The sequence below is a fragment of the Mycobacterium sp. BMJ-28 genome (genome assembly GCF_054404835.1).
On record NZ_CM136783.1, the window covers coordinates 5,028,906 to 5,053,899 of the forward strand.

General features: G+C 67.0%; 27 protein-coding genes. 10 read left to right on the plus strand and 17 right to left on the minus strand.

What is annotated here, in order from left to right:
- Nucleotides 1–14: 14 nt before the first annotated feature.
- From rpsK to infA, 4 genes are all read right to left on the minus strand, one after another.
- On the minus strand, nucleotides 15–428 hold the full coding sequence (gene rpsK / locus ACXPWS_RS24925) for a 30S ribosomal protein S11 (protein ID WP_078020665.1): 414 nt from the start codon (nucleotides 426–428) through the stop codon (nucleotides 15–17).
- A gap of 6 nt (nucleotides 429–434) precedes the next feature.
- Nucleotides 435–809 (minus strand): 30S ribosomal protein S13, encoded by a 375-nt coding sequence (gene rpsM / locus ACXPWS_RS24930; RefSeq protein WP_458709215.1) that lies wholly within the window; start codon nucleotides 807–809, stop codon nucleotides 435–437.
- Nucleotides 810–983: 174 nt separating this feature from the next.
- Nucleotides 984–1,097: a 50S ribosomal protein L36 gene (gene rpmJ / locus ACXPWS_RS24935; protein WP_003879483.1), complete on the minus strand. Its 114-nt coding sequence runs from the start codon at nucleotides 1,095–1,097 to the stop codon at nucleotides 984–986.
- An 81-nt stretch (nucleotides 1,098–1,178) separates the two neighbouring features.
- A complete protein-coding gene (gene infA, locus ACXPWS_RS24940; RefSeq protein ID WP_003418601.1) occupies nucleotides 1,179–1,400 on the minus strand; it encodes a translation initiation factor IF-1 in 222 nt (73 codons plus the stop codon).
- A 277-nt stretch (nucleotides 1,401–1,677) separates the two neighbouring features.
- Between infA and ACXPWS_RS24945 the strand changes: the two genes are divergently transcribed.
- The 7 genes from ACXPWS_RS24945 to mmsB all read left to right on the plus strand — a co-directional run bounded on the left by ACXPWS_RS24945 (nucleotide 1,678) and on the right by mmsB (nucleotide 10,509).
- A complete protein-coding gene (locus ACXPWS_RS24945) occupies nucleotides 1,678–3,369 on the plus strand; it encodes an NAD(P)/FAD-dependent oxidoreductase (protein ID WP_458709216.1) in 1,692 nt (563 codons plus the stop codon).
- Nucleotides 3,370–3,409: 40 nt separating this feature from the next.
- On the plus strand, nucleotides 3,410–4,879 hold the full coding sequence (locus ACXPWS_RS24950) for an ATP-binding protein (RefSeq protein WP_458709217.1): 1,470 nt from the start codon (nucleotides 3,410–3,412) through the stop codon (nucleotides 4,877–4,879).
- A gap of 68 nt (nucleotides 4,880–4,947) precedes the next feature.
- The gene (locus ACXPWS_RS24955) at nucleotides 4,948–5,826 is read left to right on the plus strand and encodes an LLM class F420-dependent oxidoreductase (RefSeq protein ID WP_458709218.1); all 879 of its coding nucleotides are present in this window, start codon (nucleotides 4,948–4,950) and stop codon (nucleotides 5,824–5,826) included.
- 23 nt (nucleotides 5,827–5,849) lie between these two features.
- Complete coding sequence (locus tag ACXPWS_RS24960; protein WP_458709219.1) at nucleotides 5,850–6,701, plus strand: LLM class F420-dependent oxidoreductase; 852 nt, start codon at nucleotides 5,850–5,852, stop codon at nucleotides 6,699–6,701.
- A gap of 224 nt (nucleotides 6,702–6,925) precedes the next feature.
- Complete coding sequence (locus tag ACXPWS_RS24965; RefSeq protein ID WP_458709220.1) at nucleotides 6,926–8,446, plus strand: CoA-acylating methylmalonate-semialdehyde dehydrogenase; 1,521 nt, start codon at nucleotides 6,926–6,928, stop codon at nucleotides 8,444–8,446.
- Nucleotides 8,447–8,454: 8 nt separating this feature from the next.
- Nucleotides 8,455–9,612: an acyl-CoA dehydrogenase family protein gene (locus tag ACXPWS_RS24970; protein WP_458709221.1), complete on the plus strand. Its 1,158-nt coding sequence runs from the start codon at nucleotides 8,455–8,457 to the stop codon at nucleotides 9,610–9,612.
- A 12-nt stretch (nucleotides 9,613–9,624) separates the two neighbouring features.
- On the plus strand, nucleotides 9,625–10,509 hold the full coding sequence (gene mmsB, locus ACXPWS_RS24975) for a 3-hydroxyisobutyrate dehydrogenase (protein WP_458709222.1): 885 nt from the start codon (nucleotides 9,625–9,627) through the stop codon (nucleotides 10,507–10,509).
- Here the strand turns inward: mmsB and ACXPWS_RS24980 are convergent.
- Nucleotides 10,506–11,345 carry an HAD family hydrolase gene (locus ACXPWS_RS24980; protein ID WP_458709223.1) on the minus strand — a complete coding sequence of 280 codons (840 nt, stop codon included), beginning with the start codon at nucleotides 11,343–11,345 and terminating at the stop codon, nucleotides 10,506–10,508. The genes mmsB and ACXPWS_RS24980 overlap by 4 nt on opposite strands.
- A gap of 82 nt (nucleotides 11,346–11,427) precedes the next feature.
- On the opposite strand from ACXPWS_RS24980, the gene ACXPWS_RS24985 reads away from it, so the two are divergent.
- Nucleotides 11,428–12,114, plus strand: coding sequence for a response regulator (locus tag ACXPWS_RS24985; protein WP_458709224.1), 687 nt, complete (start codon nucleotides 11,428–11,430; stop codon nucleotides 12,112–12,114).
- Entirely contained in the window at nucleotides 12,111–13,313 is a 1,203-nt protein-coding gene (locus tag ACXPWS_RS24990; RefSeq protein WP_458709225.1) for a GAF domain-containing sensor histidine kinase, read from the plus strand. The genes ACXPWS_RS24985 and ACXPWS_RS24990 overlap by 4 nt, the downstream gene beginning before the upstream one ends.
- Here the strand turns inward: ACXPWS_RS24990 and ACXPWS_RS24995 are convergent.
- The 12 genes from ACXPWS_RS24995 to ACXPWS_RS25050 form a co-directional block, all read right to left on the minus strand.
- Complete coding sequence (locus ACXPWS_RS24995) at nucleotides 13,310–13,825, minus strand: MarR family transcriptional regulator (protein WP_458709226.1); 516 nt, start codon at nucleotides 13,823–13,825, stop codon at nucleotides 13,310–13,312. The two genes, ACXPWS_RS24990 and ACXPWS_RS24995, sit on opposite strands and share 4 nt — an antisense overlap.
- A gap of 55 nt (nucleotides 13,826–13,880) precedes the next feature.
- Nucleotides 13,881–14,981: a pyridoxal phosphate-dependent aminotransferase gene (locus ACXPWS_RS25000; protein WP_458709227.1), complete on the minus strand. Its 1,101-nt coding sequence runs from the start codon at nucleotides 14,979–14,981 to the stop codon at nucleotides 13,881–13,883.
- Nucleotides 14,978–16,021 (minus strand): 3-oxoacyl-ACP synthase III family protein, encoded by a 1,044-nt coding sequence (locus ACXPWS_RS25005; protein ID WP_458709228.1) that lies wholly within the window; start codon nucleotides 16,019–16,021, stop codon nucleotides 14,978–14,980. The genes ACXPWS_RS25000 and ACXPWS_RS25005 overlap by 4 nt, the downstream gene beginning before the upstream one ends.
- Before the next feature lie 11 nt (nucleotides 16,022–16,032).
- Nucleotides 16,033–16,707 carry an SRPBCC family protein gene (locus tag ACXPWS_RS25010; RefSeq protein WP_458709229.1) on the minus strand — a complete coding sequence of 225 codons (675 nt, stop codon included), beginning with the start codon at nucleotides 16,705–16,707 and terminating at the stop codon, nucleotides 16,033–16,035.
- A complete protein-coding gene (locus ACXPWS_RS25015; RefSeq protein WP_458709230.1) occupies nucleotides 16,685–18,385 on the minus strand; it encodes a thiamine pyrophosphate-binding protein in 1,701 nt (566 codons plus the stop codon). The genes ACXPWS_RS25010 and ACXPWS_RS25015 overlap by 23 nt, the downstream gene beginning before the upstream one ends.
- A 68-nt stretch (nucleotides 18,386–18,453) precedes the next feature.
- Entirely contained in the window at nucleotides 18,454–19,170 is a 717-nt protein-coding gene (locus ACXPWS_RS25020) for an anti-sigma factor family protein (protein WP_458709231.1), read from the minus strand.
- Nucleotides 19,167–19,682 (minus strand): sigma-70 family RNA polymerase sigma factor, encoded by a 516-nt coding sequence (locus ACXPWS_RS25025; protein WP_458709232.1) that lies wholly within the window; start codon nucleotides 19,680–19,682, stop codon nucleotides 19,167–19,169. The genes ACXPWS_RS25020 and ACXPWS_RS25025 overlap by 4 nt, the downstream gene beginning before the upstream one ends.
- 139 nt (nucleotides 19,683–19,821) lie before the next feature.
- Nucleotides 19,822–20,622: a type I methionyl aminopeptidase gene (gene map, locus ACXPWS_RS25030; RefSeq protein WP_458709233.1), complete on the minus strand. Its 801-nt coding sequence runs from the start codon at nucleotides 20,620–20,622 to the stop codon at nucleotides 19,822–19,824.
- Nucleotides 20,623–20,634: 12 nt separating this feature from the next.
- Nucleotides 20,635–21,180, minus strand: coding sequence for an adenylate kinase (locus ACXPWS_RS25035; RefSeq protein ID WP_458709234.1), 546 nt, complete (start codon nucleotides 21,178–21,180; stop codon nucleotides 20,635–20,637).
- Nucleotides 21,177–22,502 carry a preprotein translocase subunit SecY gene (gene secY, locus ACXPWS_RS25040; protein WP_458709235.1) on the minus strand — a complete coding sequence of 442 codons (1,326 nt, stop codon included), beginning with the start codon at nucleotides 22,500–22,502 and terminating at the stop codon, nucleotides 21,177–21,179. The genes ACXPWS_RS25035 and secY overlap by 4 nt, the downstream gene beginning before the upstream one ends.
- 190 nt (nucleotides 22,503–22,692) lie before the next feature.
- Entirely contained in the window at nucleotides 22,693–23,376 is a 684-nt protein-coding gene (locus ACXPWS_RS25045; protein ID WP_458709236.1) for a sensor domain-containing protein, read from the minus strand.
- Between the two features lie 4 nt (nucleotides 23,377–23,380).
- Complete coding sequence (locus tag ACXPWS_RS25050) at nucleotides 23,381–23,932, minus strand: hypothetical protein (protein ID WP_458709237.1); 552 nt, start codon at nucleotides 23,930–23,932, stop codon at nucleotides 23,381–23,383.
- Between the two features lie 355 nt (nucleotides 23,933–24,287).
- On the opposite strand from ACXPWS_RS25050, the gene ACXPWS_RS25055 reads away from it, so the two are divergent.
- On the plus strand, nucleotides 24,288–24,980 hold the full coding sequence (locus ACXPWS_RS25055) for an MspA family porin (protein ID WP_458709238.1): 693 nt from the start codon (nucleotides 24,288–24,290) through the stop codon (nucleotides 24,978–24,980).
- Nucleotides 24,981–24,994 lie beyond the last annotated feature (14 nt).

Below are 24,994 nucleotides of genomic sequence, written 5' to 3' on the forward strand. Positions count from 1 at the left end.
TCTCTCTATCTCCTCTAGACCCGGCGCCGCTTGGGCGGACGGCAACCGTTGTGCGGCTGCGGTGTGACGTCAGAGATCGCGCCGACCTCGAGGCCTGCGGCCTGCAGTGAACGGATCGCGGTCTCGCGGCCCGAGCCCGGGCCCTTCACGAAGACGTCGACCTTCTTCACACCGTGCTCCTGCGCCTTGCGGGCCGCGTTCTCGGCGGCCAGCTGCGCGGCGAACGGCGTCGACTTGCGCGAACCCTTGAAGCCGACATGGCCCGAGGATGCCCAGGCGATGACGTTGCCCTGCGGATCGGTGATCGAGACGATCGTGTTGTTGAACGTGCTCTTGATGTGCGCGGCACCGTGCGGGATGTTCTTCTTTTCCCGGCGGCGCGTCTTGGCGGCACCCTTCTTGGGCGCGCCCTTCTTGGCTTGTGCCATCTTGGGTTACCTGGCCTTCTTCTTGCCGGCGATGGTGCGCTTGGGTCCCTTGCGGGTACGCGCATTGGTCTTGGTCCGCTGACCACGCACCGGCAGGCCGCGACGATGGCGCAGGCCCTGGTAGCAGCCGATCTCGATCTTGCGGCGGATGTCGGCCTGAACCTCGCGGCGCAGGTCACCCTCCACCTTCAGGTTGGCTTCGATGAATTCGCGGAGCTGGCTGACCTGGTCGTCGGTCAGATCCTTGCTGCGCTGGTCCCGGTCGATACCGGTGGCGTCCAGGATTTCCTGGGAACGGGTACGGCCGATGCCGTAAATGTAGGTCAGCGCGATCTCCATGCGCTTGTCGCGCGGGAGATCTACGCCCATGAGACGTGCCATCAGGCAGTGATTCCTTCTAGTTTGCGGAGGTCTGATCCCAGTCCGTTCCCCTCACGGGGTCCGGCCTCCGTGCCGGACGTGGTTGAGCTGGCCCATCTCTAAAGATGCACTGCCAGTCAGTGGTACTGGGAGGTCTGCATTCAGTTGTGGGTGGAGCTGCGCACGCAGGGACTACTAGCCCTGACGCTGCTTGTGCCGCGGATCAGAGCAGATCACCATGACCCGCCCGTGCCGACGGATCACCCTGCACTTGTCGCAGATCGGCTTGACGCTCGGGTTCACCTTCACGGCTTCGCGATCCTTCTTGGTTGTGCGGTGACGCGCGCTAACGCGTCACACATCTACTGGTTGTTGCGGATGAGGGGCGAGTTACTTGTACCGGTACACAATGCGGCCCCGGGACAGGTCGTATGGAGAGAGCTCCACCACGACGCGATCCTCGGGCAGGATGCGGATGTAGTGCTGCCGCATCTTGCCGCTGATGTGGGCCAGGACCTTGTGTCCGTTCTCCAGCTCAATGCGGAACATGGCATTGGGCAGGGGTTCGACCACGCGACCCTCGACCTCGATGGCACCGTCTTTCTTGGCCATACTGTCTTAGCGATCCTTGCTTTCGTTTCGTATCGTGCGCCCGCTTTTGCAGTCGGTGCACGCCATCGTTCCGACTACAAAACGTGAGCTGGATCGGTCAGAAATCCAAGTTCCAATGACAGGGCACGCGAAGAGTCGGCGCGGAGGCCGCACCGTTGGTCCACGATACCCTCTGCTATGGCCTGCACCCAAATCGTCGTCGCAGGGCAGCGCTGGTGATCATGTGCGGAGGTCAGCACCGAATTCAGTGGACGGCGGGAGCATAATTGAGGGCGATATGACTGGACCCGCGCCCCAGCCCCGCAAGCCTGTGATTCTGACCGTCGACGACGACCCTGCCGTGTCCCGTGCCGTGGCCCGTGATCTACGCCGCCACTACGGCGAGCGGTACCGCATCGTCCGCGCCGAATCCGGCCTGGATGCCCTCGAAACCCTGCACGAACTGAAGCTGCGCGGTGACACCGTCGCCGTGTTCGTCGCCGACTACCGGATGCCGCAGATGAGCGGTATCGAGTTCCTCGAATCCGCGATGGACCTCTACCCCATGGCACGGCGAGTGCTGCTGACCGCCTACGCCGACACCACCGCGGCGATCGACGCCATCAACGTCGTCGACCTCGACCACTATCTGCTCAAGCCGTGGGACCCGCCGGAGGAGAAGCTCTATCCGGTGATCGACGGGCTGCTGGAGGCCTGGCACGCCGTCGGCGATCGGGCGATCCCGTACACCAAGGTCATCGGCCACCAGTGGAATCCGCGGTCCTGGGAGGTGCGCCAATTCCTGGCGCGCAACGGTTACCCGTTCAAATCCTTCACCGCCGAGGAACCCAAGGGTAAACAGCTGCTCGACGCCGCCGGACTCGACGGCCGGCTGCTGCCGGTCGTCATCACCGAGGAGGGCACCCCGCTCGTCGAGCCGTCGGACGCCGAACTCGCCGACCTGCTGGGGCTGTCCACCAACCCGTCGCTGGAGATGTATGACCTCGCGGTCATCGGCGGCGGGCCCGCCGGCCTGGCGGCCGCGGTCTACGGCGCGTCCGAGGGGCTCAACACCGTACTCATCGACCGGGCCACCACCGGTGGTCAGGCCGGCCGCAGCTCCCGCATCGAGAATTACCTCGGCTTCGAGAACGGGATCTCCGGCATCGACCTCACCACGACCGCGCGGCGCCAGGCCGAGCGGTTCGGCGCCGAGGTGATCACCACCCGTAAGGCGATCAAGCTGCAGGCCGGTGAGGTCGGGACCGCCCGCACCATCTCGTTCGAGGACCACAGCACCATCGGCGCCCGCGCGGTGATCCTGGCCACCGGCGTCGACTACCGCGAACTCACCGTCACCGGATGTTCGGCGGCCGAGGAATCGAACCTCATCGGCAAGGGCGTGTACTACGGCGCCTCGGTCTCGGATGCCTCCGAGTGCGCCGGCGAGGACGTCTACATCGTCGGCGGCGCGAACTCCGCCGGGCAGGCCGCGATGTTCATGTCCAAGCAGGCGAAGTCGGTGACCCTGCTGGTGCGCGGACCGTCGCTGGAGGCGTCGATGTCCTACTACCTCATCCAGCAGATCGAGCAGACGCCCAATATCAGCGTGCGTACCTGCACCGAGGTGGTCGGCACCACCACCGAGGACGACCACCTGGTGGGGCTCACGCTGGAGAACAGGCACACCGGTGAACGCGAAGAAGTGGCCTCGACCCGGCTGTGCTGCTTCATCGGCGCCACCCCGCGCACCGAGTGGCTCGACGGTGTGGTGGCTCGCGACGACCACGGTTTCATCCTGACCGGACCGGACCTGCGCGACGTGTGCGGATGGAGTCTGGAACGTCCGCCCCATCATTTGGAAACAAGTGTGCCCGGTGTGTTTGTTGCAGGGGACGTGCGGGCCGAATCCGCGAAGCGGGTGGCGGCCGCCGTCGGCGAGGGGTCGATGGCTGTCATGCTCGTGCACCGCTATCTGGCGGAAGCATGATGACCGGCGCCACCGGCGTGGCTTGAAGGAGCAGATGACAATGGGTGAGACGTGTGTGCGCGACGAACTGCGGACGCTGTTCCTGTTCGAGCATCTCTCCGACGAACAGCTGGACACGCTGTGCCAGGCCGGCACCATAGAGACCTTCCCGGCCGGCCCGATCGTCACCGAGGGTGACCGGGCGACCTGTTTCTACGTGCTGATCGACGGCGAGTTGATCATGTCGAAGCGCTCCGGCGGGGTCGACATCCAAACCAACCGCACCTCGCAGCGCGGTGTGTACTTCGGCGCGTGGTCGGCCTACATCCCGGGTGAGGAGCACATCTACATGGCTTCGGTGCGGCTGGTGGAGCCGTCCCGGGTGTTCGTGCTGGACGCCGACGCGTTTGCCGCTTTCATGCGCGCACAGTTCCCAATGGCGGTGCACCTGCTGGAGGGACATCTCGTCGGCGGCCGCAGGCAGAGCCAGATCATCGGCCAGCGCGAGAAGCTGCTGGCGCTGGGCACCATCACCGCCGGGCTGACCCATCAGCTCAACAATCCGGCCGCGGCCACCGCCCGGGCCGTGGCCGATCTGCGCGAAGGTGTCGGCAAGATGCGGCACAAGCTGGCGATGCTGGCCGACGGGAAGTTCTCACCCGAGGCGCTGCGAGTGCTGATCACCATCCAGGATCAGGTTGCCGAACAGGTCGCCAAGAGCAAAGGCCTGGAACTCACCGCACTGGAGACCTCCGACCGCGAGGAACAGATCGGTGACTGGCTGGAAGACCGAGGGCTGGCCGGCGCGTGGGATTACGCCCCCACGTTCGTCGAGGCCGGCCTGGACATCGATTGGCTGGAGCGGATCTCGGCCTCCTGTGAGGACGCCGATGCGACGGCATCGCTGCAGAGCGCCATCGGGTGGCTGAAGTACACCATCGACACCGAGCTGCGGATGAACGAGATCGCCGAGGCCAGCCGGCGGATCTCGGCGCTGCTGGCCGGCGCCAAGCAGTACTCCCAGATGGACCGCGGGTCCTACCAGCGCGCCGACGTGCACGAGCTGTTGCGCAGCACCATCATGATGTTCGGCGACAAGATCGGCCATCAGGGCAAACCGATCACCCTGGTCAAGGACATGGACAAATCGCTACCCGAATTGCAGTGCTACCCGGGCGATCTCAACCAGGTCTGGACCAACATCATCGACAACGCGATCCAGGCGATGGACGGGCACGGCACCCTGACGATCCGCACCGCGCGCGAGAGCGAACAGACCATCCTGGTCGAGATCTGCGATGACGGCCCGGGCATCCCCGAGGAGAACATCGGCCGCATCTTCACCCCGTTCTTCACCACCAAGCCCTTCGGCGAGGGCACCGGCCTCGGGCTGGATCTGGCATGGCGCATCGTGGTCGAAAAGCACGGCGGGGATCTGCGGGTGCAGTCCGAACCGGGAAACACCCGCTTCATCATCTGCCTGCCACTGGTGGCGCCCCGCCCGGCCGAGGTCACCGATGCCATCGAGTGAACGTGGGTAATTGCGGTCACGCCGATCCGATCGGAATAGTCGCGCCCGTCTGACGGGTTGACCCGGCCATGACCCAGAACACATCCTCTTCGCCGGAGCACTCAGCCAAACCCGACCTCGGCCCGTACGGCGTCTTCGGGCACTACACCCAGTGGCAGCAGGTCGCACCCGCTCAGCTGCAAGAGATCGAGGCGCTCGGCTACGGCGCCATCTGGGCCGGCGGCTCGCCGCCCGCCGAGCTGGACTGGGTCGAACGGCTATTGGAGAGCACCACCACATTGCAGGTGGCCACCGGAATCGTGAACATCTGGACAGCCGATGCCGGCCCGACGGCCGAGTCCTTCCACCGCATCGAGGCGGCCTACCCCGGCCGTTTCCTGTTGGGCATCGGGGTCGGCCACCGCGAGGCGATCACCGAGTACAAGAAGCCTCTGGACGCCCTGAACGACTATCTGGACAAGCTCGACGAGCACGGCGTCCCCAAGGGCCGCCGCGTGGTGGCCGCCCTCGGCCCGAAGGTGCTCCAGTTGTCGGCGGACCGGTCCGCGGGCGCCCATCCGTACCTGACCACCCCCGAGCACACCGCGCAGGCACGCGCGCAGCTCGGCTCGGCGGCGTTCATCGCCCCCGAGCACAAGGTGGTACCGACCACCGATGCCGAGCACGCCCGGGCGGTCGGTCGCAAGGCCCTGGAGATCTACCTCAACTTGAACAATTACCTCAACAGCTGGAAGCGGTTGGGGTTCACCGACGCCGATGTGGCCAAGCCGGGTAGCGACCGGCTGGTGGACGCGGTGGTTGCCTACGGAACCGTCGATGCCATCGCGGCGCGGTTGCGTGCCCACCGCGATGCCGGAGCCGATCACGTTCCGGTTCAGGTCCTGACGGGTACTGATCAGCTGGTGCCCGCGCTTGCCGAACTCGCCGGACCACTGGGCCTGGGCTGACCGCTTCTGAGAAAGGGATCCCTATGACCGACGCTGTGAGCCTCAAACCGGACTTCGGAAAGTACGGGGTATGGACCTTCGGGGTGCCCAAACCCGAGCAGGTGGCCGAGATCGAGAAACTCGGCTACGGCGCGGTGTGGACCGGCGGCTCCCCCGCCGGGGATCTGAAGTACGTGGAACCACTGCTGGCGGCCACCGAGAATCTGCAGGTGGCCACCGGCATCGTCAACGTGTGGACGGCCGAGGCCGACGAGGTCGCCGAGGCCTACCACCGGGTGGAGAAAGCCCACCCGGGCCGTTTCCTGCTCGGTATCGGGATCGGCCACCCCGAGCACACGGACGAGTACCGCAAGCCCTACGACGTGTTGGTCGAATACCTGGACGCGCTCGATGCGCAGAAGGTGCCCACCAGCCGGCGGGTGATCGCCGCACTCGGACCCAAGGTGCTGAAGTTGGCGGCCGCGCGCAGTGCGGGCGCCCACCCGTACCTGACCACACCCCAGCACACCGGACAGGCCCGCAATATCGTCGGCAACACCGTCTTCCTGGCACCCGAACACAAGGTGGTGCTGAGCACCGACACCGAGGAGGCCCGCGAGGTCGGTCGCGGGTCGGTGGACTTCTACCTGAATCTGAGCAATTACCTCAACAACTGGCGCCGTCTCGGGTTCACCGAGGACGACATCGCCAAGCCCGGCAGCGACCGCCTGATCGACGCGGTCGTCGCGCACGGCACGCCCGAGGCGGTCGCCGCGCGGCTCGGTGAGCACATCGACGCCGGCGCCGACCACGTGGCGGTCCAGGTGCTCGGCGGGTGGGACAAGCTGCTGCCCACCCTGACCGCACTGGCTGAGCCCCTGGGCCTGAAGGGTTAACCACACCCCAGCACGTTGACGACCCCGCGCTGCCCCCGGCGGCGTGGGGTCGTTTCGTCGACCGTCCGATCGTCGATCTGCTTGCAGCTCAACGACTTTCAGAGCGAGAACACCTCTGCGGCGCGGCCGCCCAAATGCATGCCCTTGCCAAGGCCGACCCGGATTACTAGGATATGCAAGTATCTCGGGAACGACTTCTGGGCACAACTTCTTGGACGGACGCCATGACCACAAAAATCCAGCACTTCATCAACGGCCGGCGCACCGATGCCGACTCGACCCGCACCGCCGATGTGCTCAACCCCAGCACCGGTGAGGTGCAGGCCCAGGTGCTGCTGGCCTCGACCGCCGATGTCGAGACCGCGGTCGCGGGCGCCGTCGAGGCGCAGAAGGTATGGGCCGGTTTCAACCCGCAGCGCCGCGGCCGCGTCTTCATGAAGTTCGTCGACCTGGTCAACCAGCACGCCAACGAGCTCGCCGAGCTGCTGTCCATCGAACACGGCAAGACCGTGGCCGACTCACTGGGCGACATCCAGCGCGGTATCGAGGTCATCGAATTCGCCATCGGCATCCCGCACCTGCTCAAGGGCGAGTTCACCGAGGGCGCAGGCACCGGCATCGACGTGTACTCGATCCGCCAGCCCCTCGGCGTAGTCGCCGGCATCACCCCGTTCAACTTCCCGGCCATGATCCCGCTGTGGAAGGCCGGGCCCGCCCTGGCGTGCGGAAATGCGTTCATCCTCAAGCCCTCCGAGCGTGACCCCTCGGTGCCGCTGCGACTGGCCGAGCTGTTCATCGAAGCCGGCCTGCCACCGGGCGTGTTCCAGGTGGTCCAGGGCGACAAGGAGGCCGTGGACGCCATCCTCACCCACCCCGACATCCAGGCCGTCGGCTTCGTCGGGTCCTCCGATATCGCGCAGTACATCTACTCCACCGCGGCCGCGCACGGGAAGCGTTCGCAGTGCTTCGGCGGCGCCAAGAACCACATGGTCGTGCTGCCCGACGCCGACCTGGACCAGGCCGTCGACGCACTCATCGGCGCCGGCTACGGCAGCGCGGGCGAGCGCTGCATGGCCATCAGCGTGGCCGTTCCCGTCGGCGAGGACACCGCAAACCGGTTGCGCGCCAGGCTCGTCGAGCGGGTCAACCAGCTGCGCGTCGGGCACAGCCTGGACCCCAAAGCCGACTACGGGCCGCTGGTCACCGGCGCGGCGCTGGAACGGGTGCGCGACTACATCGGCCAAGGCGTGGATGCCGGGGCCGAGCTGGTGGTCGACGGACGGGAGCGCGCCAGCGACGACCTGACCTTCGCGGACGCCGACCTGTCCAAGGGCTACTTCATCGGCCCGACCTTGTTCGACCACGTCACCACCGACATGTCCATCTACACCGACGAGATCTTCGGCCCGGTGCTGTGCATCGTGCGTGCCCACGATTACGAAGAGGCCCTTCGCCTTCCGACCGAACACGAGTACGGCAACGGCGTGGCGATCTTCACCCGCGACGGGGACGCCGCGCGCGACTTCGTCTCCAGGGTGCAGGTCGGCATGGTCGGGGTGAACGTGCCGATTCCCGTGCCGGTGGCCTACCACACCTTCGGCGGCTGGAAGCGGTCCGGCTTCGGCGATCTCAATCAGCACGGCCCCGCGGCGATCCAGTTCTACACCAAGGTCAAGACCGTCACCGAGCGCTGGCCCTCGGGTATCAAGGATGGCGCCGAATTCGTCATCCCCACCATGAAGTAGCACCACACATGAACCCGCACGACCTCGACGACGACGAACGCGTGATCGCCGAAACGGCGGCCGCATTCGCCGAAAAGCGGATAGCGCCATACGCGTTGGAGTGGGACGAGACCCACCACTTCCCCACCGACGTACTGCGCGAAGCTGCCGCGCTGGGGATGGCGGCCATCTACTGCGGCGAGGACGCCGGCGGCAGCGGGCTGCGGCGCCTGGACGCGGTGCGGATTTTCGAGACGCTGGCCACCGCCGATCCCACCATCGCGGCGTTCCTGTCGATCCACAACATGTGCGCGTGGATGATCGACGCCTACGGGACACACGAGCAGCGCAAGGCATGGGTGCCGCAGCTGGCATCCATGCAGTCCATCGCCAGCTACTGCCTGACCGAACCCGGTGCCGGATCGGATGCGGCGGCATTGCGCACCAAGGCGGTCCGTGACGGATCCGACTACGTGCTCGACGGGGTCAAACAGTTCATCTCCGGCGCGGGCGTCTCCGACGTCTACGTCGTGATGGCCCGCACCGGCGCCGACGGACCCAAGGGCATATCGGCATTTGTCGTCGAGAAGGACACGCCCGGGCTGAGTTTCGGTGCGGAGGAAGCCAAGATGGGCTGGAACGCCCAGCCCACCGCACAGGTGATCTTCGAGGGTGTGCGGGTGCCGGCCGACGCCCTGCTGGGCGGCACCGAGGGCACCGGATTCGGGATTGCGATGAACGGGCTCAACGGCGGACGCCTCAACATCGCGGCGTGCTCCCTGGGCGGCGCGCAGGCCGCGCACGACAAAGCCATCGGCTACCTGGCCGACCGGCAAGCCTTCGGTGGCGCCCTGCTCGACGAGCCGACCATCCGCTTCACCCTGGCCGATATGGCCACCGCACTGGAGACATCGCGAAACATGTTGTGGCGGGCCGCATCCGCGCTGGACAGCAACCATCCGGACAAGGTGATGCTGTGCGCCATGGCCAAGCGCTATGTCACCGACTCCTGCTTCGACGTCGCCGACCAGGCATTGCAGTTGCACGGCGGTTACGGGTATCTGCGTGAGTACGGTCTGGAGAAAATCGTCCGCGATCTTCGGGTGCACCGCATCCTCGAGGGGACGAACGAAATCATGCGCGTGGTGATCGGCCGCTCCGTGGCAAGCACCCGCGCCAGTGCGTAGAGAGGACCCGCAATGAGCACGATCGCTTTCCTGGGGCTGGGCAACATGGGCGGCCCGATGGCTGCCAATCTTGTCGCCGCAGGCCATACGGTGCGCGGGTTCGATCCGGTGCCCGCTGCCGTCGAGACCGCAAAGTCCAACGGCGTCAACGTCTTCGGCACCGGCGCAGAGGCCGTCGACGGTGCCGATGTGGTGCTCACCATGCTGCCCAACGGCGCCCTGGTGAAGAGTTCGTATGCCGAGGTGCTGCCGGCCGCGGCCGCCGGGGCGCTGTTCATCGACAGCTCCACCATCTCCGTCGACGACGCCCGCGAGGTGCACACGCTGGCCGGCGAGCATGGCTTCGCCCAGCTGGATGCGCCGGTGTCCGGCGGCGTGAAGGGCGCGGTAGCCGGCACGCTGGCGTTCATGGTCGGCGGCGAAACCGAGGCGGTGCAGCGTGGCCGGGCGGTGCTGGAACCGATGGCCGGCAAGATCATCCACTGCGGTGATTCCGGCGCCGGGCAGGCCGCCAAGGTGTGCAACAACATGGTGCTCGCCGTGCAGCAGATCGCCGTCGGCGAGGCCTTCGTGCTGGCCGAGAAGCTCGGCCTGGACAAGCAGGCGTTGTTCGACGTCATCACCGGCGCCACCGGCAATTGCTGGGCGGTACAGGTGAACTGCCCGGTCCCCGGGCCGGTGCCGACGTCGCCGGCGAACAACGATTTCAAGCCCGGGTTCGCCACCGCGCTGATGAACAAGGACCTCGGGCTGGCGATGGCCGCGGTGTCCTCGACGGGTGCGGCCGCGCCGCTGGGCACCCACGCCGCCGAGATCTACGCTGAGTTCATTGCGTCGGACGCCTCACATGCCGGCAAGGATTTCAGCGCCGTCATCGAGCTGATCCGTAAGGGTTAACGACCCATCCACCAGTGCCGGTGCAGCCGGGCGCAGCCGTCGGCCGTCCAGCCGTCGTAGTCGCCACGCACCGCGGCGGCGCCGGTGAAATCCTGCCCGGCCGTGTACGCCGTCGGCACGACGACGGTGGCCAGCTTGGCCGCCGTGGCCGCGCGCAGCCCGCGCACCGACCCGGCGACCGCGAGCGCCGATTCCGGTCCGAGGCCGAGTTCCCAGAGCGCATGGCCGTGCAGATCGGGCTCGCGGGCCGGGCGCGGCAGGCCGTCGGGCGTGATGATGGCCTCGGCGATACCCTCGCCGATCAGTTGACGCACCAGCGGTTCCACCCAGCCCGGTGAGCCGGTGCTGATCGCCGCGACCGGGATACCGGCGGTGTAGAGACTGTTCACCAGGTCCACCAGCCCCTGGCGCGGTATCACGTCCCCGTCGAGCACCCACTCGGCGAACATGTCGTTCTTGGTGTGCTGGATATAGCTGGAAATCTCCGCGCTGATCCGCCCGTACCCGCGCCGGCGCAATGCCGATGCGATGCGCCGACGCTCGTCGGCGATACAGACCAGCCTGCCGTACTCGGCGACCGACCAGCTGATGTCGAAACCGTGCACCGCGAACGCCGCGTTGAACGCGCGCCGCTGGCCGTCCCGTTCGAGATCGGCCAGGGCGCCGTCCACGTCGAAGATGACCCCTCGCAGCGGTTCCACCACGGCGCCCGCCGGCCGGCCGATATCCCACCAGAACGGTCCCTGGCCGATTTCCCGTCGCTCCGCTCGCCCGGGCACCATTTCCCGTCGCTCCGCTCGCCCGGGGACGGCCCGCACCGCACTGTCACACCCCATGCACACAGCGTGGCCCAGGTCACATTTTGCGGCCTCCCCCAAAGGGGGGATTCGAGAGGCCAACTTGCGCAGAATGGTCGCCATGGCACCCCAGCGAGAAGCCGAAGGCGGATCGCGCATCCCGCTGCGGCTGGTCCTGGTCGACGACCACGAGATGGTCATCGAAGGGCTCAAGGCGATGCTCACCGCTTTCGGCGACCGGGTGCAGGTGGTGGGCCAGGCCGTCGGCACCGACCGCGCGCTGGCCGTCATCGACGAACTCGACCCCGACATCGTGCTCTGCGACGTCCGGATGCAGGGTTCCAGTGGCCTGGATCTGTGCCGGGACTTGCGCGACCGCGACCCCAGCCGCAAGGTCGTCATGCTTTCGGTCTACGACGACGAGCAGTATCTGTTCCAGGCGTTGCGGGTGGGCGCCGCGGGTTACCTGCTCAAGAGCATCGGCAGCGACGAACTGGTCCGGCAGCTGGAATTCGTGCAGCTGGGGCAGACCGCACTCGATCCCGGCATGGCGGCCCGGGCCGCGGACACCGCGGCCCGCCTGCAGCGCGACGAGTTCTGGCCGGGCGCCCGGCAGGGCCTCACCCAGCGGGAGAGCGAAATCCTGTCCTATGTCGTCAACGGGCTGTCCAACCGCGGGATCGCCACCAAACTGGTGATCGGCGACGAAACCGTGAAAAGCCATCTCAGTTCCATCTACCGCAAGCTCGGCGTCGCCGACCGCACCGGAGCGGTCGCCACCGCGCTGCGCGAGGGGATCTACCGATGAGCTCCAAGGTGCTGACCGCCGACCGCGAACTGGCGCTGTTGCGCGAACTCATCCAGGCCGCCTCCAGCGGTCCCGGCGTCGAGCCGCTCGCCGCCGCCGCGGCCCGGATGATCACCGCGGCCACCGGCACCGACGTGTGCTTCGTGCACGTGCTCGACGACACCGAACGTTCCCTGACACTGACCGGGGCGACCCCTCCGTTCGACAGTGAGACCGGCAAGATCAGGCTGCCGCTGGGCGAGGGGGTGTCCGGATGGGTCGCCAGCCATCGTGAACCGGTGGTGATCATCGCCGACAAGGAAGCCGATCCGCGCTATCGGCCGTTCGAGACGCTGCGCGGATCCGATTTCACCTCGATGGTCTCGGTGCCCATGGAGACCGACCCCGGCGGCCTGGTCGGGGTGCTCAACGTGCACACCGTGGCGCGCCGGGAGTTCGGCGCGCGCGACGTCGAACTGCTGCTGGTGATCGGCCGGCTGATCGCCGGCGCCATGCACCAGGCGCGCCTGCACCGGCAACTGGTGGTGCGCGAACGCGCACACGAGAACTTCGTGGAGCAGGTGATCCAGGCTCAGGAGATCGAACGCCGGCGACTGGCCGGCGATATCCACGACGGCATCTCGCAACGGCTGATCACGCTGTCCTACTGGCTGGACGCGGCCACCCGTACCGTGGCCGAAAACCCTTCGGCCGCAGGCGATCAACTCGGCCGGGCCCGCGAACTGGTCGACCTCACCCTGCAGGAGGCGCGGGCGGCGATCAGCGGGCTGCGCCCACCGGTGCTCGACGACCTCGGGCTGGCCGGTGGGCTGGCCAGCCTGGCCCGATCCATTCCGCAGATCCGCCTGGAGGTGGACCTGGCCGACAACCGACTGCCCGACCACATCGAGGTGGCGCTGTACCGCATCGCCCAGGAGTGCCTGCAGAACGTCGTCAAACATGCGCAGGCCAGTGCGGCGCGGCTGACGTTCGCGGTGTACGAGGACACCGCCCGGCTTGAGATCGTGGACGACGGAATCGGTTTCGACACCCTGGAGAATCCGCTGGGCAGCGACGAGATGGGCGGCTACGGCCTGCTGTCGATGGCCGAACGCGCCGAGATCGTCGGCGGGCGGCTCAACATCCGGTCCCGCCCCGGCTCCGGGACCGCGGTGACCGCGACCATTCCGTTGCCCTCCGTCGAGAAGCCCTCGGTCTAGAAATCGCCGGCATGCCGGCGCAGGGTCTCGATGGCCGTGGCCAATGCGCGGGAGTCCGCGGCCGAGACCCCGACGTCGGCGAACACCTCTTTGTTCAGCGTCTCGGTGGCGTCCTCGACGGTGGACCTGCCCAGTTCGGTCAGCCGCACCAACGTGGTCCGGCCATCGGTCGGATGCGGCAACCGTTCCACCAGGCCGTCGGACTCCAACCGCCGGATCGCATGGGTGACGCTGGTGACGTGCACCTGTAACCGGTCCGACGCCTTGGTGATGGGCAACGCGCCGCTGCTGCTGAACGCCAGCAGCCGCAACAGCTCGTACCGCGAGAAACTCAGATCGTAGGGACGCAGCGCGCTCTCCACCCGGGCCAGCAGAATCTGGTGGGCCCGCATCACCGAGGTGACCGCGACCATTCCGTCGGCCACATCGCCCCAGCCGGCCCGCTCCCAGTTGGCACGCGCCTGCGCGATCGGGTCGCGTTTGCCGGATCGCTTGTCGGATTCGGGTGGCATCCCCTGTTCTTACCGCACCGGGTGGGTGCTCGCCGCATGCCCCACGAATTTCGATTCAGGGTCGTGGCGGGGTGTTGAGCACGGCGCCGGAAAGCGGGGCGGCGGGTCCCTCGGCCCGATACGCCGAGACGGCCGACAGCACGGCCCGGGTCGACTGCCGCATACCGATGGTGATGCGCACACCGCCGTCGCCGTAATGACGCACCCGGGGGCCGCCCGCGTCGAACACCTGACGCCAGACGGTCCGGTCACCGTTGGGAGCGGGCAGGTAGACGAAGTTCGCCCTGGCATCGGTGCTGTAGATACCCTGCCTGGACAGCTGTGCGCGCAACCGCCGGCGTTCTGTTTCGATGATCCGGATGCGCTGGCGCATCTCGTCTTCGGCGTCATAGCAGGCCGCCACCGCCACCAGACCTGTCAGCCCCATTCCGAACGGCATCTGCATGGTCCAGAGCTGCCGCGCCAGATCCCGGCCGCAGAAACCGTAGCCGACCCGCAAACCGGCCAACCCGTAAGCCTTCGAGAAGGTCCGTACCACAACGACATTGGGGTACGCCTGGACCAGGTCACAGGTATCCAGCCGCTGCTCGGGGGCGAGGAACTCGACGTAGGCTTCGTCGAGCACGACGACGGTGTCCGAGGGCACCCGCTTGAGGAAGCGGTGCATATCGGCTGCGGATTCGATGGTGCCGGTGGGGTTGTGCGGACGGCAGACCACCACCACCCGGGCCCCAGCCAGCGCCGCATCGGCCATCGCGTCCAGATCGTGGTGGCCGTGTGCGTCCAGCGGCACGGTCACCGACCGCAGCCGGGCGATCTGCGCGAAAATCGGATAGCCGTCAAACGTCGGTGCGGCCATCACCATCATGTCGCCGGGCTGGGTGACCGCCTGAAGCACCTGCATGATCACGCCGGTGGCGCCGGCGCCGATCACCACCTGCGCGTCGTCCACACCGAGGTGACCGGCGATCAGCGCGCGCAAGCGTTGCGGCAGAAACTCCGGGTAGCGGTTGGCCGAACTGATCGAGGCGACCAGTGCGGAGCGCACCGAGGGCAGCGGCGGGAACGGATTCTCGTTGAGCGACAACGCCAACGGGTCCTGTCCGTCGGGCAGGGTGTCGACCACGTCGGACAGCGCCCCGTCCGGCAGGCTCATCGTCCGCCCCAGCGCACCGCGGCGGCACCGGCGAAATCACCGGCGTGTGCGAATGCCGCCATCAACACGGTGTCACCGGCCTTGACCCGGCCATCGGTGATCGCGCGGTCGAAGTTGACCGGGATGCCGGCGGCGAACAGGTTGCCGCAGTCCTCGAAGGTGTCGACGTGACGTTCCTTGGGCAGTTCCAGGGCCTCGCGCCAGTTGCGCAGGAACGCCCGGTTCGGCTGGTTGGTGACCAGCAGGTCGATATCCTTGGGCGCCAGCCCGATTCGGTCGCACACCGCGTAGGACACCTCAGGCACCTGCCGATTGCCACGGGCCAGCACCTTGGTGATCTTCGACTCGGTGAAACCGATGCAACCTTCGCCGGGCCCCGCGGCCCACCATTTGCGTGGCGGGTCGACGGCGATGGTCATATCGCCAGCGAATTCACCGTAGGTGCGGCATTCCACGTCCAGGATCGGCGAGGAGTCCGACAGGGTGACCAAGCCGACGGCCGCGCCGTCGCCCGGCACCGACGCCTGGGCCTTGCGCCGCACCGTCTCCTGTTCGAAGATCTGGCCCGCCGCGTTCTGCGCGACGGCGATCAGCGCGGTGTGTCCCTCCCCCGAGGCCAGTAGGTTGCGCGCCATCTTGAGCCCGAGCACGAACGCCGCGCAGCCGCCGTTGTGCAGATCGACCACCCAGCCCGGCTTCATGCCGAGGCGGTGCGCGATCGCCCCGCCGCCTCCGTAGAACGGCATGTCGGGCAGCTGGGTGTGCGTGATGAGCACATCCACCCCGGCCAGCACGTCGGCGCCGTGCCGCTCGATCAGCCCGGCGGCGGCCCGCTCGATCATGTCGGTGGCCGTCTCGTCGGGGGCCACGTGATGGCGGAACTTCGGCGCCCGGAACATCAGGTTGTCGCGCAGGTCATCGGAATCGGCGAACTGCGCGTAGTAGTCGGCGCCGATCGGCTCACCCGGCAGATAGGTCGACACGTCGAGCAGGCTGACGGCGGGCTGGAGCGCTGTATTTCGGGGCATGGTCTCGGTCATCTCGGCGTCCTTCACTTCATCCAGTCCGGCGTGATCGGCAGTCCGTTGCGGTGCCGGTACTCGGCGATCGCTTTGAGGTTGCGCAGTTCCAGTTCGTGGCCGGCTCCGAACATGTCCCAGAAGTCGCCGACCCACACCGGCCGCTGCGCCGGTGCGGCCTCCGGGTAGGGGTTCTCGTCATAGAAGGGGTGGTGGCAGTTGGTCCACAGCACCACCGAACCCGGCTTGTTCAATACCACTTGCGCGTCGACCACCCGCATCAGATACACCATCCACAGGTGGTGTCCCTGGTCCCAGGCGCAGTGATAGTCGACGGTCATCGCCTCAGGGTTGGCTACGGTGCGGGTATAGATCTCGGTTTCGGATCCCAGCCGGTCATAGGCCAGCCACAGGCTCCCGCCGTTCTTGCTCCTGGCGTCGGTGACCTCCTCGGCCGGGGTGAACCCGCGCAGGCTGTAGGTCCACTCCTCCAGGCTTCGGGTGTCGGCCAGATAGTCGAAGAGTTCCTTTGGCGGACAGTCGATATAGCTGTTGACGGTGCAGAACTCACCGAACACCTGATCGTGCGGGTACACCGACCGCATCATCTCCATGATGATCGGGGTGGCCTGTTCACGGGGGGAGGTCTCGATGCGGACAACGCCGTCTATCGGCGTGGTGATGTCAGCGAGCGCGGGCAGGGACATGGGTCTTGGTCTCCTCGGTCTGCAGAAACGGTGCGAATGGCGGAATTTCGTCGGCGGAGCATTCGATGCTGACCACCGACGGCCCCTCAGCGTCGAGGGCGGTCTGTAATGCCTGCGGCAGCGCGTCGATGTCGTCGACATCGACGGCGGGCAGGCCGGGGAACATCGCAGCCAACCCGGCTCCGAGCTTGCTGGGCTGGAAACGGTTGTAGCTGTACAGGTCCCGGTAGAACAACTGTTCGCGGGTGACGCACATGGCGTGGGCGTTGTTGTTGAACAACACGACGGTGACCGGCAGCCGGTACTGGATGGCGGTGTGCAGCTCCATGCCGTGCATGAAGAACGAACCGTCCCCCGCGATGATCACCGTCCGGCGCCCCCTGGCGAAGCACATGCCGATCCCGGCGCCGAAGCTGTAGCCCATCCCGCCCATCCCGAGGGCCACCACGAAGCGGCCGCCGCGGCGCACCGGCAGGTGGTGGATGGCGGCCGCACCGGTGTTGCCCGCATCGACGACGATGTCGGTGCCGTCGGGCAGTGCCGCGTCCAGCGCGCCCATCGCGGCGCGATACCGGATGCCGGCGCCGTCGTGCGCGGGCGGGGCCAACTCGGCGTGCGGAATCCGTTCGGGCACCGTCACTCCGGTCGCCCGGCCGGATCCCGACAGGGCGGCGTTGAGCATCGACAGCGAGCCGCGCAGGTCTTCGGTGTGCACATGCAGGCTGGCGGTGAACGGCGGCTCGGCCCCCAGGGACAACACCGGCCGCCCGGCCAGCGCGGCATCCAGCCCGGCTCTGGCGGTGACCGGGAGCCGCGTGCCTACCAGCAAGCAGACCGCGCTCGCGGCAACGGCCTCGACCACCCCGGGGTGGCCCATCACGCCCGTCACGCCCAATGCCGAGGATGAGCCCAGCCCCGGTGCACCGCTGACATCCTTGGCGTCGGGGACGGTCGCCACCCTGGCCCGCAGGATGGCGCGCAGCCGCTCCAGTTCGTCACGCGCGTCATCGCGGGCGACCTGCTCGCCGGCGATGATCGTCACGGGTCCGTGCGCCTGCCGTAGCGCCGCGGCGATCGGGGCCGGATCGCCGAGTGGCACGGCGAACGGCCATGCCGGGGACTGCGCGCCGGCCGGACCCGCGAAGTCACTCTGCTGCACATCCTTGGGCAGCAGCAGCACCGCGGGCCCGCGGTGCACCGCCGCCAAGGCCTCGGTCAGTACGTCATCGATGGTGGCGGGGTCGACCACCCGCCGGCAGTACACCGACACCGCCGAGAACAGTGCCTCGGCGTCGAGCGCTCCGCCCTGACCGCTGGTGTCCTGAAACGCGCCACGGCCGTCCAGGCCCGTCGGGGACTGTCCAACCAGAGCCAACACCGGAACTCGGCTGGTCAACGATTCGCCCAGGGCGGCAACGAGATTCAGTGATCCGCCACCCGAGGTGGCGGCCACCACCCCTAGCGGTGCACCGGAGCGGCGGTACCCATCGGCCATCGTCGCGGCCGAGAATTCGTGCTTGGCCAGCACCGCGGTGAGGTCATCGCGGAAATGCGCCGCGTCGTACAGGTCCTCGATATTGGCGCCGTCGACGCCGAAGATATGCCGCACCCCATGGGCTGCCAGACGGTCGACGATATGGTCGACCACCCGCTGCCTGCTGGTCTGCCCGTTGGACATTGCTCACCTGCTTTCGTTCTGCAGGTGACACGGCTCCGGCCGGTATTGGGTTCACCACCTGTCCCGATTCACAGGTTCTTTTCCAGCAAGACCTTTCCGTCGTCCGCCGAAACCAATTGCACGGCAGCGATTTCGTTGCGAGGCAGAGGGGTGTTTCCGCTGGGCAGAGCGGTCGCACCGGACAACCCGAGCCAGGTGGCGATCTGGTCACGGCTGCCGTCCTTACCGACGATCACCATTCCCAGGTTCTGCGGCTTGCCGCCCCGCTGGCCCCAGTCGCCGTAGCTGCACGCCATATCGATTCGCGTACCCCAGCTGTATTCGGACAGGTTGATGCTCGCGGCGATGGTCGTCGGGTTCACCTTGCCCATCTCCAGCGACGGCGCCGCCTGTTCGGTGCCCTGCTGCAGGCCGAACGCCTCCGGGCGGATCGCCACCACGGCGCCGACGGTGAGCAGTGCGGCCGCAAGCCCGACCGCAGCGGTGGTCACCCACCGCGCACGGCGCCGGCGGAACCGAACCTGGTCGACCACCTGCTCGCGCAGTTCCGGGCGCAGCGGCGGGTCCGGCTCCGCGGAGTCGATCGCCTCGACATCGCCGAGATCGATCATCCCCAGCAGTCCGGGCATGCCGGTCAGCTCACCGACCGCGGCGCGGCACTGCGCGCAGCCCTGCAGGTGCGTCTCGTACTCGCGCCGTTCGCTTGGCGACAGCGCGCCCAGGACGTAGGAGGCGTCCCAGGTGGCGTACTGATCCCCTTCTGAGGCGGTGTCGAAGACGGTCATCGGGTCACCCCCATCTCCTGCAGATTCAGCCGTAGCGCCCGCACCGCGTAATGCAGGCGCGATTTGACGGTGCCTTCGGCGATCTGAAGATCGGTGGCGATCTGTGCCGTGGACATGCCCTGGTAGTAGGCACGCTTGACGACCGCGCGATGATCCTCGGAGAGTTCGCTCAGCGCGGTGGAGATCAGTAGCCGGTCCAGCGCAGAATCCACTTCGTCGGGGCCGGCCCTGTCGGCGGCCTGTTCGACGTCGGGTGTACCCAGTTCGTTGCGGAACCGGGCACTGCGCCGTTCGTCAATCACGAGATTACGCGCGACGGTGTATAGCCATGCGCGCGCGGGGCGGTCCGGATCGGCGGTAACTTCGGGATGCCGCCACGCACGCAGCAGCGTCTCTTGCACCACGTCTTCGGCGCGGGCGGCATCGCCGGTCAACCTCATGGCATACCGCCACAAAGCGCCTGCGTGCTCGTCGTACAGCACCCGCATCATCGCGGCCTCCGGATCGTCCACTGCCAACCTCCGTCTCTAACACGACGTTGGTGGTGATCCGGTTCAACGGTAGTGGTTTGCCGACCCGGCGGGCAGGAGCGAAGCGACCCGGGAAATTGATCCGGCGGGCAGGAGCGAAGCGACCCGGGCGTAAGTTCCGCTAGGCCGGGAGAAGAGTCAGGATGCGTGGCCCGTCCGCGGTGACCGCGACCGTGTGCTCCCAGTGCGCGGCCCGGGATCCGTCGGCGGTGACGACGGTCCACTCGTCATCGAGCACCTTGGTCTTGGTGGTGCCCAGCGTCAGCATGGGTTCGATGGCCAGCACCGACCCGATCGCCAGATAGGGACCGCGACCGGGTGCGCCCTCATTGGGCAGGAAGGGGTCCATGTGCATCTCGCGGCCGATCCCGTGGCCGCCGTAGCCGGCGACGATGCCGTAGGCGCGGTCATGGCGGGCCTCGGCGGCGCGTGTTCCGGTCTCGATCGCGTGCGAGACGTCGGTGAGCCGGTTACCGGGCACCATCGCGGCGATCCCGGCCTCCATCGACAACCGGGTGGCCTCCGACAGCAGTTCGTCGGCGGGGATGAGGGCGCCGACGCCGAACGTGACGGCCGAGTCCCCGTGCCAGTCGTCGAGGATCGCGCCGCAGTCGATGGACACCAGGTCACCTGCGGCCAGCACCTCGTCATCCGATGGGATGCCGTGCACGACGCGGTCGTTGACCGAGGCGCAGACGGTCGCCGGGTAACCGTGGTAACCCAGGAACGACGGCACGCCTCCACCGTCGCGGATCACCGATTCGGCGATGCGGTCCAGTTCGCCGGTGGATACCCCCGGCGCCGCCGCCCGCTGTACCGCCTGCAGGGCCGCGGCAACGAGCGCTCCGGCGGCGGCCATCGCATCGAGTTCGCCGGCACTGCGCTGGGCAATGGTCTTACGCCGCCCGGGCACCGAGATCATTGGTCGACTACTTCAGTGGCCGAGCGCCTGCAGCGCCCGCGCGAACACCTCGTCGAGGGAACCCACGGCGTCGACCGTCTTGAGTTCGCCGGCGTAGTAGTCCAGCAGCGGGGCCGTCTCGTCGCGGTACACCTTGAAGCGGTTCCGGATGACGTCCTCGGTGTCGTCGGCGCGGCCGCGGCCCTTGAGGCGTCCGACCAGCTCGTCCTCGGGCACCCGGAACTCCACCACCGCGTCGAGGGTCAGACCGCGCCTGGCGAGCATCTCCTTGAGCGCCTCGGCCTGCTCGACCGAGCGCGGGAAGCCGTCCAGGATGAAGCCGGCCGCCGCGTCCTCGGCGTCGATGCGGTCATCGACCAGCGCGTTGGTCAAGGTGGCGGGCACCAGGTCACCGGCGTCCAGGTACTTCTTGGCTTCCAGACCCAACGGGGTGCCGTTGCTGATGTTGTAGCGGAACAGGTCACCGGTGGAGACGTGCGGAATCCCGAGCTTTTCGGCCAGCTTCTCTGCCTGCGTGCCTTTTCCTGCACCTGGCGGGCCGAGCAAAACGATTCTCACTTCAGGAACCCTTCATAGTTGCGCTGCATCAGCTGGCTCTCGATCTGTTTGACCGTGTCCAACCCGACACCGATCATGATCAGCACCGCCGTACCGCCGAACGGCAGGTTCTGTACCGACCCGGAGTTACCGATCTCCAGGAACAGGTTGGGCAGCACGGCGATCACACCGAGGTAGATCGATCCCGGAAGAGTAATACGGCTCAGCACGTAACGCAGGTAGTCCGCGGTCGGCTTGCCCGGACGGATACCCGGGATGAATCCGCCGAACTTCTTCATCTCGTCCGCCCGCTCGTCCGGGTTGAACGTGATGGACACGTAGAAGTACGTGAAGAAGATGATCAGCCCGAAGTAGATCGCGATGTAGACGGGGTCCGCGGGATTGGTGAGGTAGTTGGCGACGAACTGGTCCCACCAGCCGTTGCTCGGGCCCGACCGCCCGCTCTGGATCAGCTGGGTGATCAGGTGCGGGATGTAGATCAGCGAGGACGCGAAGATCACCGGGATGACGCCGGCCTGGTTGACCTTCAGCGGCAGGTACGTCGACGTGCCGCCGTACATCCGCCGGCCCACCATGCGCTTGGCGTACTGCACCGGGATACGGCGCTGGCCCTGCTCGACGAACACCACGCCGACGATGATGGCCAGCGCGGCCACGCAGACCGCGGCGAAGACCAGGCCACCGCGGCTGTCCAGGATGGTCTTGCCCTCGGACGGGATGCGGGCGGCGATGCCGGCGAAGATCAGCAGCGACATGCCGTTGCCGATACCGCGCTCGGTGACCAGCTCGCCCATCCACATGACCAGCGAAGCACCGGCCGTGAGCACCAGCACGATGACGATCAGGCCGAAGATGGAGGTGTCGTCGATGATGTCGAGGTTGCAACCCTGCAGCAGGCCGCCGTTGGCGGCCAGCGCCACGATGCTGGTGCCCTGCAGGATGGCCAGCGCGACCGCCAGATAACGCGTGTACTGCGTCATCTTGGCCTGACCCGCTTGGCCCTCTTTGCGCAGCTGCTCGAAACGCGGGATGACCACCGTCAACAGCTGCACGATGATGCTGGCCGTGATGTACGGCATCACACCGACGGCAAACACCGTCAGCTGCAGCAGTGCGCCGCCGGAGAACAGGTTGATCAGCGAGTAGATCTGCGCCGAATCACCGCCGCTGACCTGCTCGATGCATTTCTGCACGTTGGGGTAGTTGACGCCGGGCGACGGGATGGACGCGCCGACGCGATACAAGATGACGATCGCCAGCGTGAACAGGATCTTGCGCCTGAGGTCGGCCGTCCGCAATGACGAAATGAAAGCCGAAAGCACTCTTCCTCCTGCGCAGCCGAGCACTTGTCGCGGCGTGCCAATGGGGCTGGTTGATCCAGCGTTTGGTCAAGTCGTGCGCGGTGCTCGGTTCAGCTGCTCCCAGCCTGCACAGTCGCGCGTCAAACAGTCTACGAGAGTAACAGTCGCACGCCGACGTCCCGGCCCCCGAACCGGCCCGTCCGATACCCCGTCATCGGGGCATCTTGGCCTCGATTTTGGCGGCGATATCGGCCGCTGCCGTGACGGGCTCGGCCTGCTGCGGCTTGCAGGCCTGGATATCGAGGATCACATTGGCAGCGACCGCCAGGGCGCGCTGGCAGGACCTGGTCTGGTCGCCGGTGGCCCGGGTGTACGGCATCGAGAGCAGGGTGTCGGTCTTGTCGAGGTTGCCGCTCACCCATTTCGGCAGCGCCTGCTCGTTGAGCCGGATGTTGACCGTGTGATTGGTGCACTTGGACCAGCGGTCGGCCGAATCGGTGAAGAACGCCTGCGCCGCGTCGGCGGTGCGATAGGTGACCGCCGACTGCACCACCAGGCTGTCCCACTGTTCGCTGTTGGGTGTCCTGAGCATTTGCTGGCGCAGCGTCTTGTAGTGACTCGGGTCGTAGATCGGGGCCTCGTTCACCTGCCACAGACCCAGGCAGTTCAGATTCGGGAGCAGGTTGCGGTGATCACCCATGACGTCCACCGGGTTCTGCGGGGTCATCCCCGAGGTTCCCATCACGGCGTCTATGTCCTTGGCACTCAGGAGCAGCCCGGGCAGCGCCGAATCCGGCACCGATCTAGCCGGCTTCGCGGCGCCCGACTCGGATCCGGCCGCACAGCCGGCCAGCGCGAGGCTCAGCGCGAGCGCGCCAGCAACAATGATCTTCACCGGGTCAGGCGTGCGTCCCCGCGGCGGCGCAGGCCTCCTGCGCACGGCTGGCCTGATTGTTCATCTCCGTCGCGGTGTTGTTCAGGCTGTCGCCCGGGATGCGCAGGCCCATCTTGACCAGCAACTTGGTCGCCCCGAGCGACCAGGACCGCATCGGGTCCGAGATGTCCGGGGGAAGGCCTGGCGTGTTGGCGGCGTCCATCGAGAGCCCTGCGGCTTCGCGCAGCGCGGTCCGCCCGGTCGAATTACTGCTCGCCACGGCCGGGTCGCCGTAATCGGAGCCCTCGAAAGACTCGGCGAAACTCTCGTAGTAGGTCGAGGACCCGTCGAGCACCTGCGCGAACTGGGCGCAGGCCGCCACCGCGGCCGGATCGGCGTTGTCGGCTGTCACCGCGCCCACCTGTACCGGCGCGGACTGCACCGGAGCCGGCGCGGTGTCGGTGTCGAGGTCATCGGCGTGGGCCGTCGCGGCACCGGCCAGTCCGACGCCGAGCGCGATGAGCGCCGCGGCGGTGGCTTTCTCCAGGGCCTTCCCGCACAACCGAGATGACTTCACGACACTTCCTCCAGACGAGTTCGGTCTCACACACGATCAGGCCGGCATCGGCCACGAGACAGCAACCCGAATCACGGTCCATTCATCAGGTGTCCAGTCGGTGAACGAACACCCAACGGATGGTTTCCATTCACCGTCCATTCGCTTGCATCGCTCTGTGGAAATCATTGGGGACGAATGTGATTCCAGAAAGAACCCCAGCTCGAAGACGCCCACTCGATGGGAACAGGGCGCGAACTATTTCCCTTCCATTCACCGTTTGGCAACCCGGCCATTAGAGGCTCCGACGCGACGTATCCGTTACATAACTGTTGGATCTTCGGTATTCCGAACATGAGAGGGCGATATCACCACCATGTACAAACAACTTGCCGCTCTGGCTGCCTGCGTGCTGGTGCCGGTTGCGACTGCGCCTCTCGCACAGGCCGACCCGCCACCGCCGCCTGCCGGTCCCGATTCCGCCATCACGCCGCTCGATCCCACCAACCCGCTGCCGCCAGAGGGCGACGTGCCGTCCGGCCCTCCGGGAGTCCTGGTGACGCCGGACGGCTGGCGCCTCGAGGTCACCGGCAGCAATGAAACCCAGCTGCCGGTCGCCCCGCTGACCACCGCCATCTCGTCGAGGGAGTACCTGATCGCAGGAACCTTCACCGGCAAGATCTCCGGTGGCGGCAAGACCAAGCTCACCGGCGGGTCGTTCGAAGCCGGCGAGCAGATCGGTTGCGGCATCATCTCCGACGAGGTCGAGATCAACCCCGGTGCCAGCTTCACCCCTGGTATCGGAATCCCGTTCACCGGCAACGTGACCGGGGGCTTCGGTGTGTCGTTGCAGGGCAAGATCTACCTCAAGCCCGGCACGGTGACCACGGTCGCCATCGACAAGAAGAAGTACAAGGGCAAGGAAACCCGCATCACCATCACCGGTGTCCGCGTCAAGACCGACCAGTGCGCGGGCCAGTCGTTCATCCGCTCGTACGCGACGCTGACCAGCTCGACGGACAACACCGACGACATCATCACCTATCTCGGCGTCACCAAGGCGGTCTGACCACATGCGCACTG

Bases quoted from the DNA above. Each gene is read 5' to 3' on its own strand.
- rpsK (WP_078020665.1), bottom strand. From the start codon at position 428: ATGGCACAAGCCAAGAAGGGCGCGCCCAAGAAGGGTGCCGCCAAGACG.
- rpsM (WP_458709215.1), bottom strand. From the start codon at position 809: ATGGCACGTCTCATGGGCGTAGATCTCCCGCGCGACAAGCGCATGGAG.
- infA (WP_003418601.1), bottom strand. From the start codon at position 1,400: ATGGCCAAGAAAGACGGTGCCATCGAGGTCGAGGGTCGCGTGGTCGAA.
- ACXPWS_RS24945 (WP_458709216.1), top strand. From the start codon at position 1,678: ATGACTGGACCCGCGCCCCAGCCCCGCAAGCCTGTGATTCTGACCGTC.
- ACXPWS_RS24950 (WP_458709217.1), top strand. From the start codon at position 3,410: ATGGGTGAGACGTGTGTGCGCGACGAACTGCGGACGCTGTTCCTGTTC.
- ACXPWS_RS24955 (WP_458709218.1), top strand. From the start codon at position 4,948: ATGACCCAGAACACATCCTCTTCGCCGGAGCACTCAGCCAAACCCGAC.
- ACXPWS_RS24960 (WP_458709219.1), top strand. From the start codon at position 5,850: ATGACCGACGCTGTGAGCCTCAAACCGGACTTCGGAAAGTACGGGGTA.
- ACXPWS_RS24965 (WP_458709220.1), top strand. From the start codon at position 6,926: ATGACCACAAAAATCCAGCACTTCATCAACGGCCGGCGCACCGATGCC.
- ACXPWS_RS24970 (WP_458709221.1), top strand. From the start codon at position 8,455: ATGAACCCGCACGACCTCGACGACGACGAACGCGTGATCGCCGAAACG.
- mmsB (WP_458709222.1), top strand. From the start codon at position 9,625: ATGAGCACGATCGCTTTCCTGGGGCTGGGCAACATGGGCGGCCCGATG.
- ACXPWS_RS24980 (WP_458709223.1), bottom strand. From the start codon at position 11,345: ATGGGGTGTGACAGTGCGGTGCGGGCCGTCCCCGGGCGAGCGGAGCGA.
- ACXPWS_RS24985 (WP_458709224.1), top strand. From the start codon at position 11,428: ATGGCACCCCAGCGAGAAGCCGAAGGCGGATCGCGCATCCCGCTGCGG.
- ACXPWS_RS24990 (WP_458709225.1), top strand. From the start codon at position 12,111: ATGAGCTCCAAGGTGCTGACCGCCGACCGCGAACTGGCGCTGTTGCGC.
- ACXPWS_RS24995 (WP_458709226.1), bottom strand. From the start codon at position 13,825: ATGCCACCCGAATCCGACAAGCGATCCGGCAAACGCGACCCGATCGCG.
- ACXPWS_RS25000 (WP_458709227.1), bottom strand. From the start codon at position 14,981: ATGAGCCTGCCGGACGGGGCGCTGTCCGACGTGGTCGACACCCTGCCC.
- ACXPWS_RS25005 (WP_458709228.1), bottom strand. From the start codon at position 16,021: ATGACCGAGACCATGCCCCGAAATACAGCGCTCCAGCCCGCCGTCAGC.
- ACXPWS_RS25010 (WP_458709229.1), bottom strand. From the start codon at position 16,707: ATGTCCCTGCCCGCGCTCGCTGACATCACCACGCCGATAGACGGCGTT.
- ACXPWS_RS25015 (WP_458709230.1), bottom strand. From the start codon at position 18,385: ATGTCCAACGGGCAGACCAGCAGGCAGCGGGTGGTCGACCATATCGTC.
- ACXPWS_RS25020 (WP_458709231.1), bottom strand. From the start codon at position 19,170: ATGACCGTCTTCGACACCGCCTCAGAAGGGGATCAGTACGCCACCTGG.
- map (WP_458709233.1), bottom strand. From the start codon at position 20,622: ATGATCTCGGTGCCCGGGCGGCGTAAGACCATTGCCCAGCGCAGTGCC.
- ACXPWS_RS25055 (WP_458709238.1), top strand. From the start codon at position 24,288: ATGTACAAACAACTTGCCGCTCTGGCTGCCTGCGTGCTGGTGCCGGTT.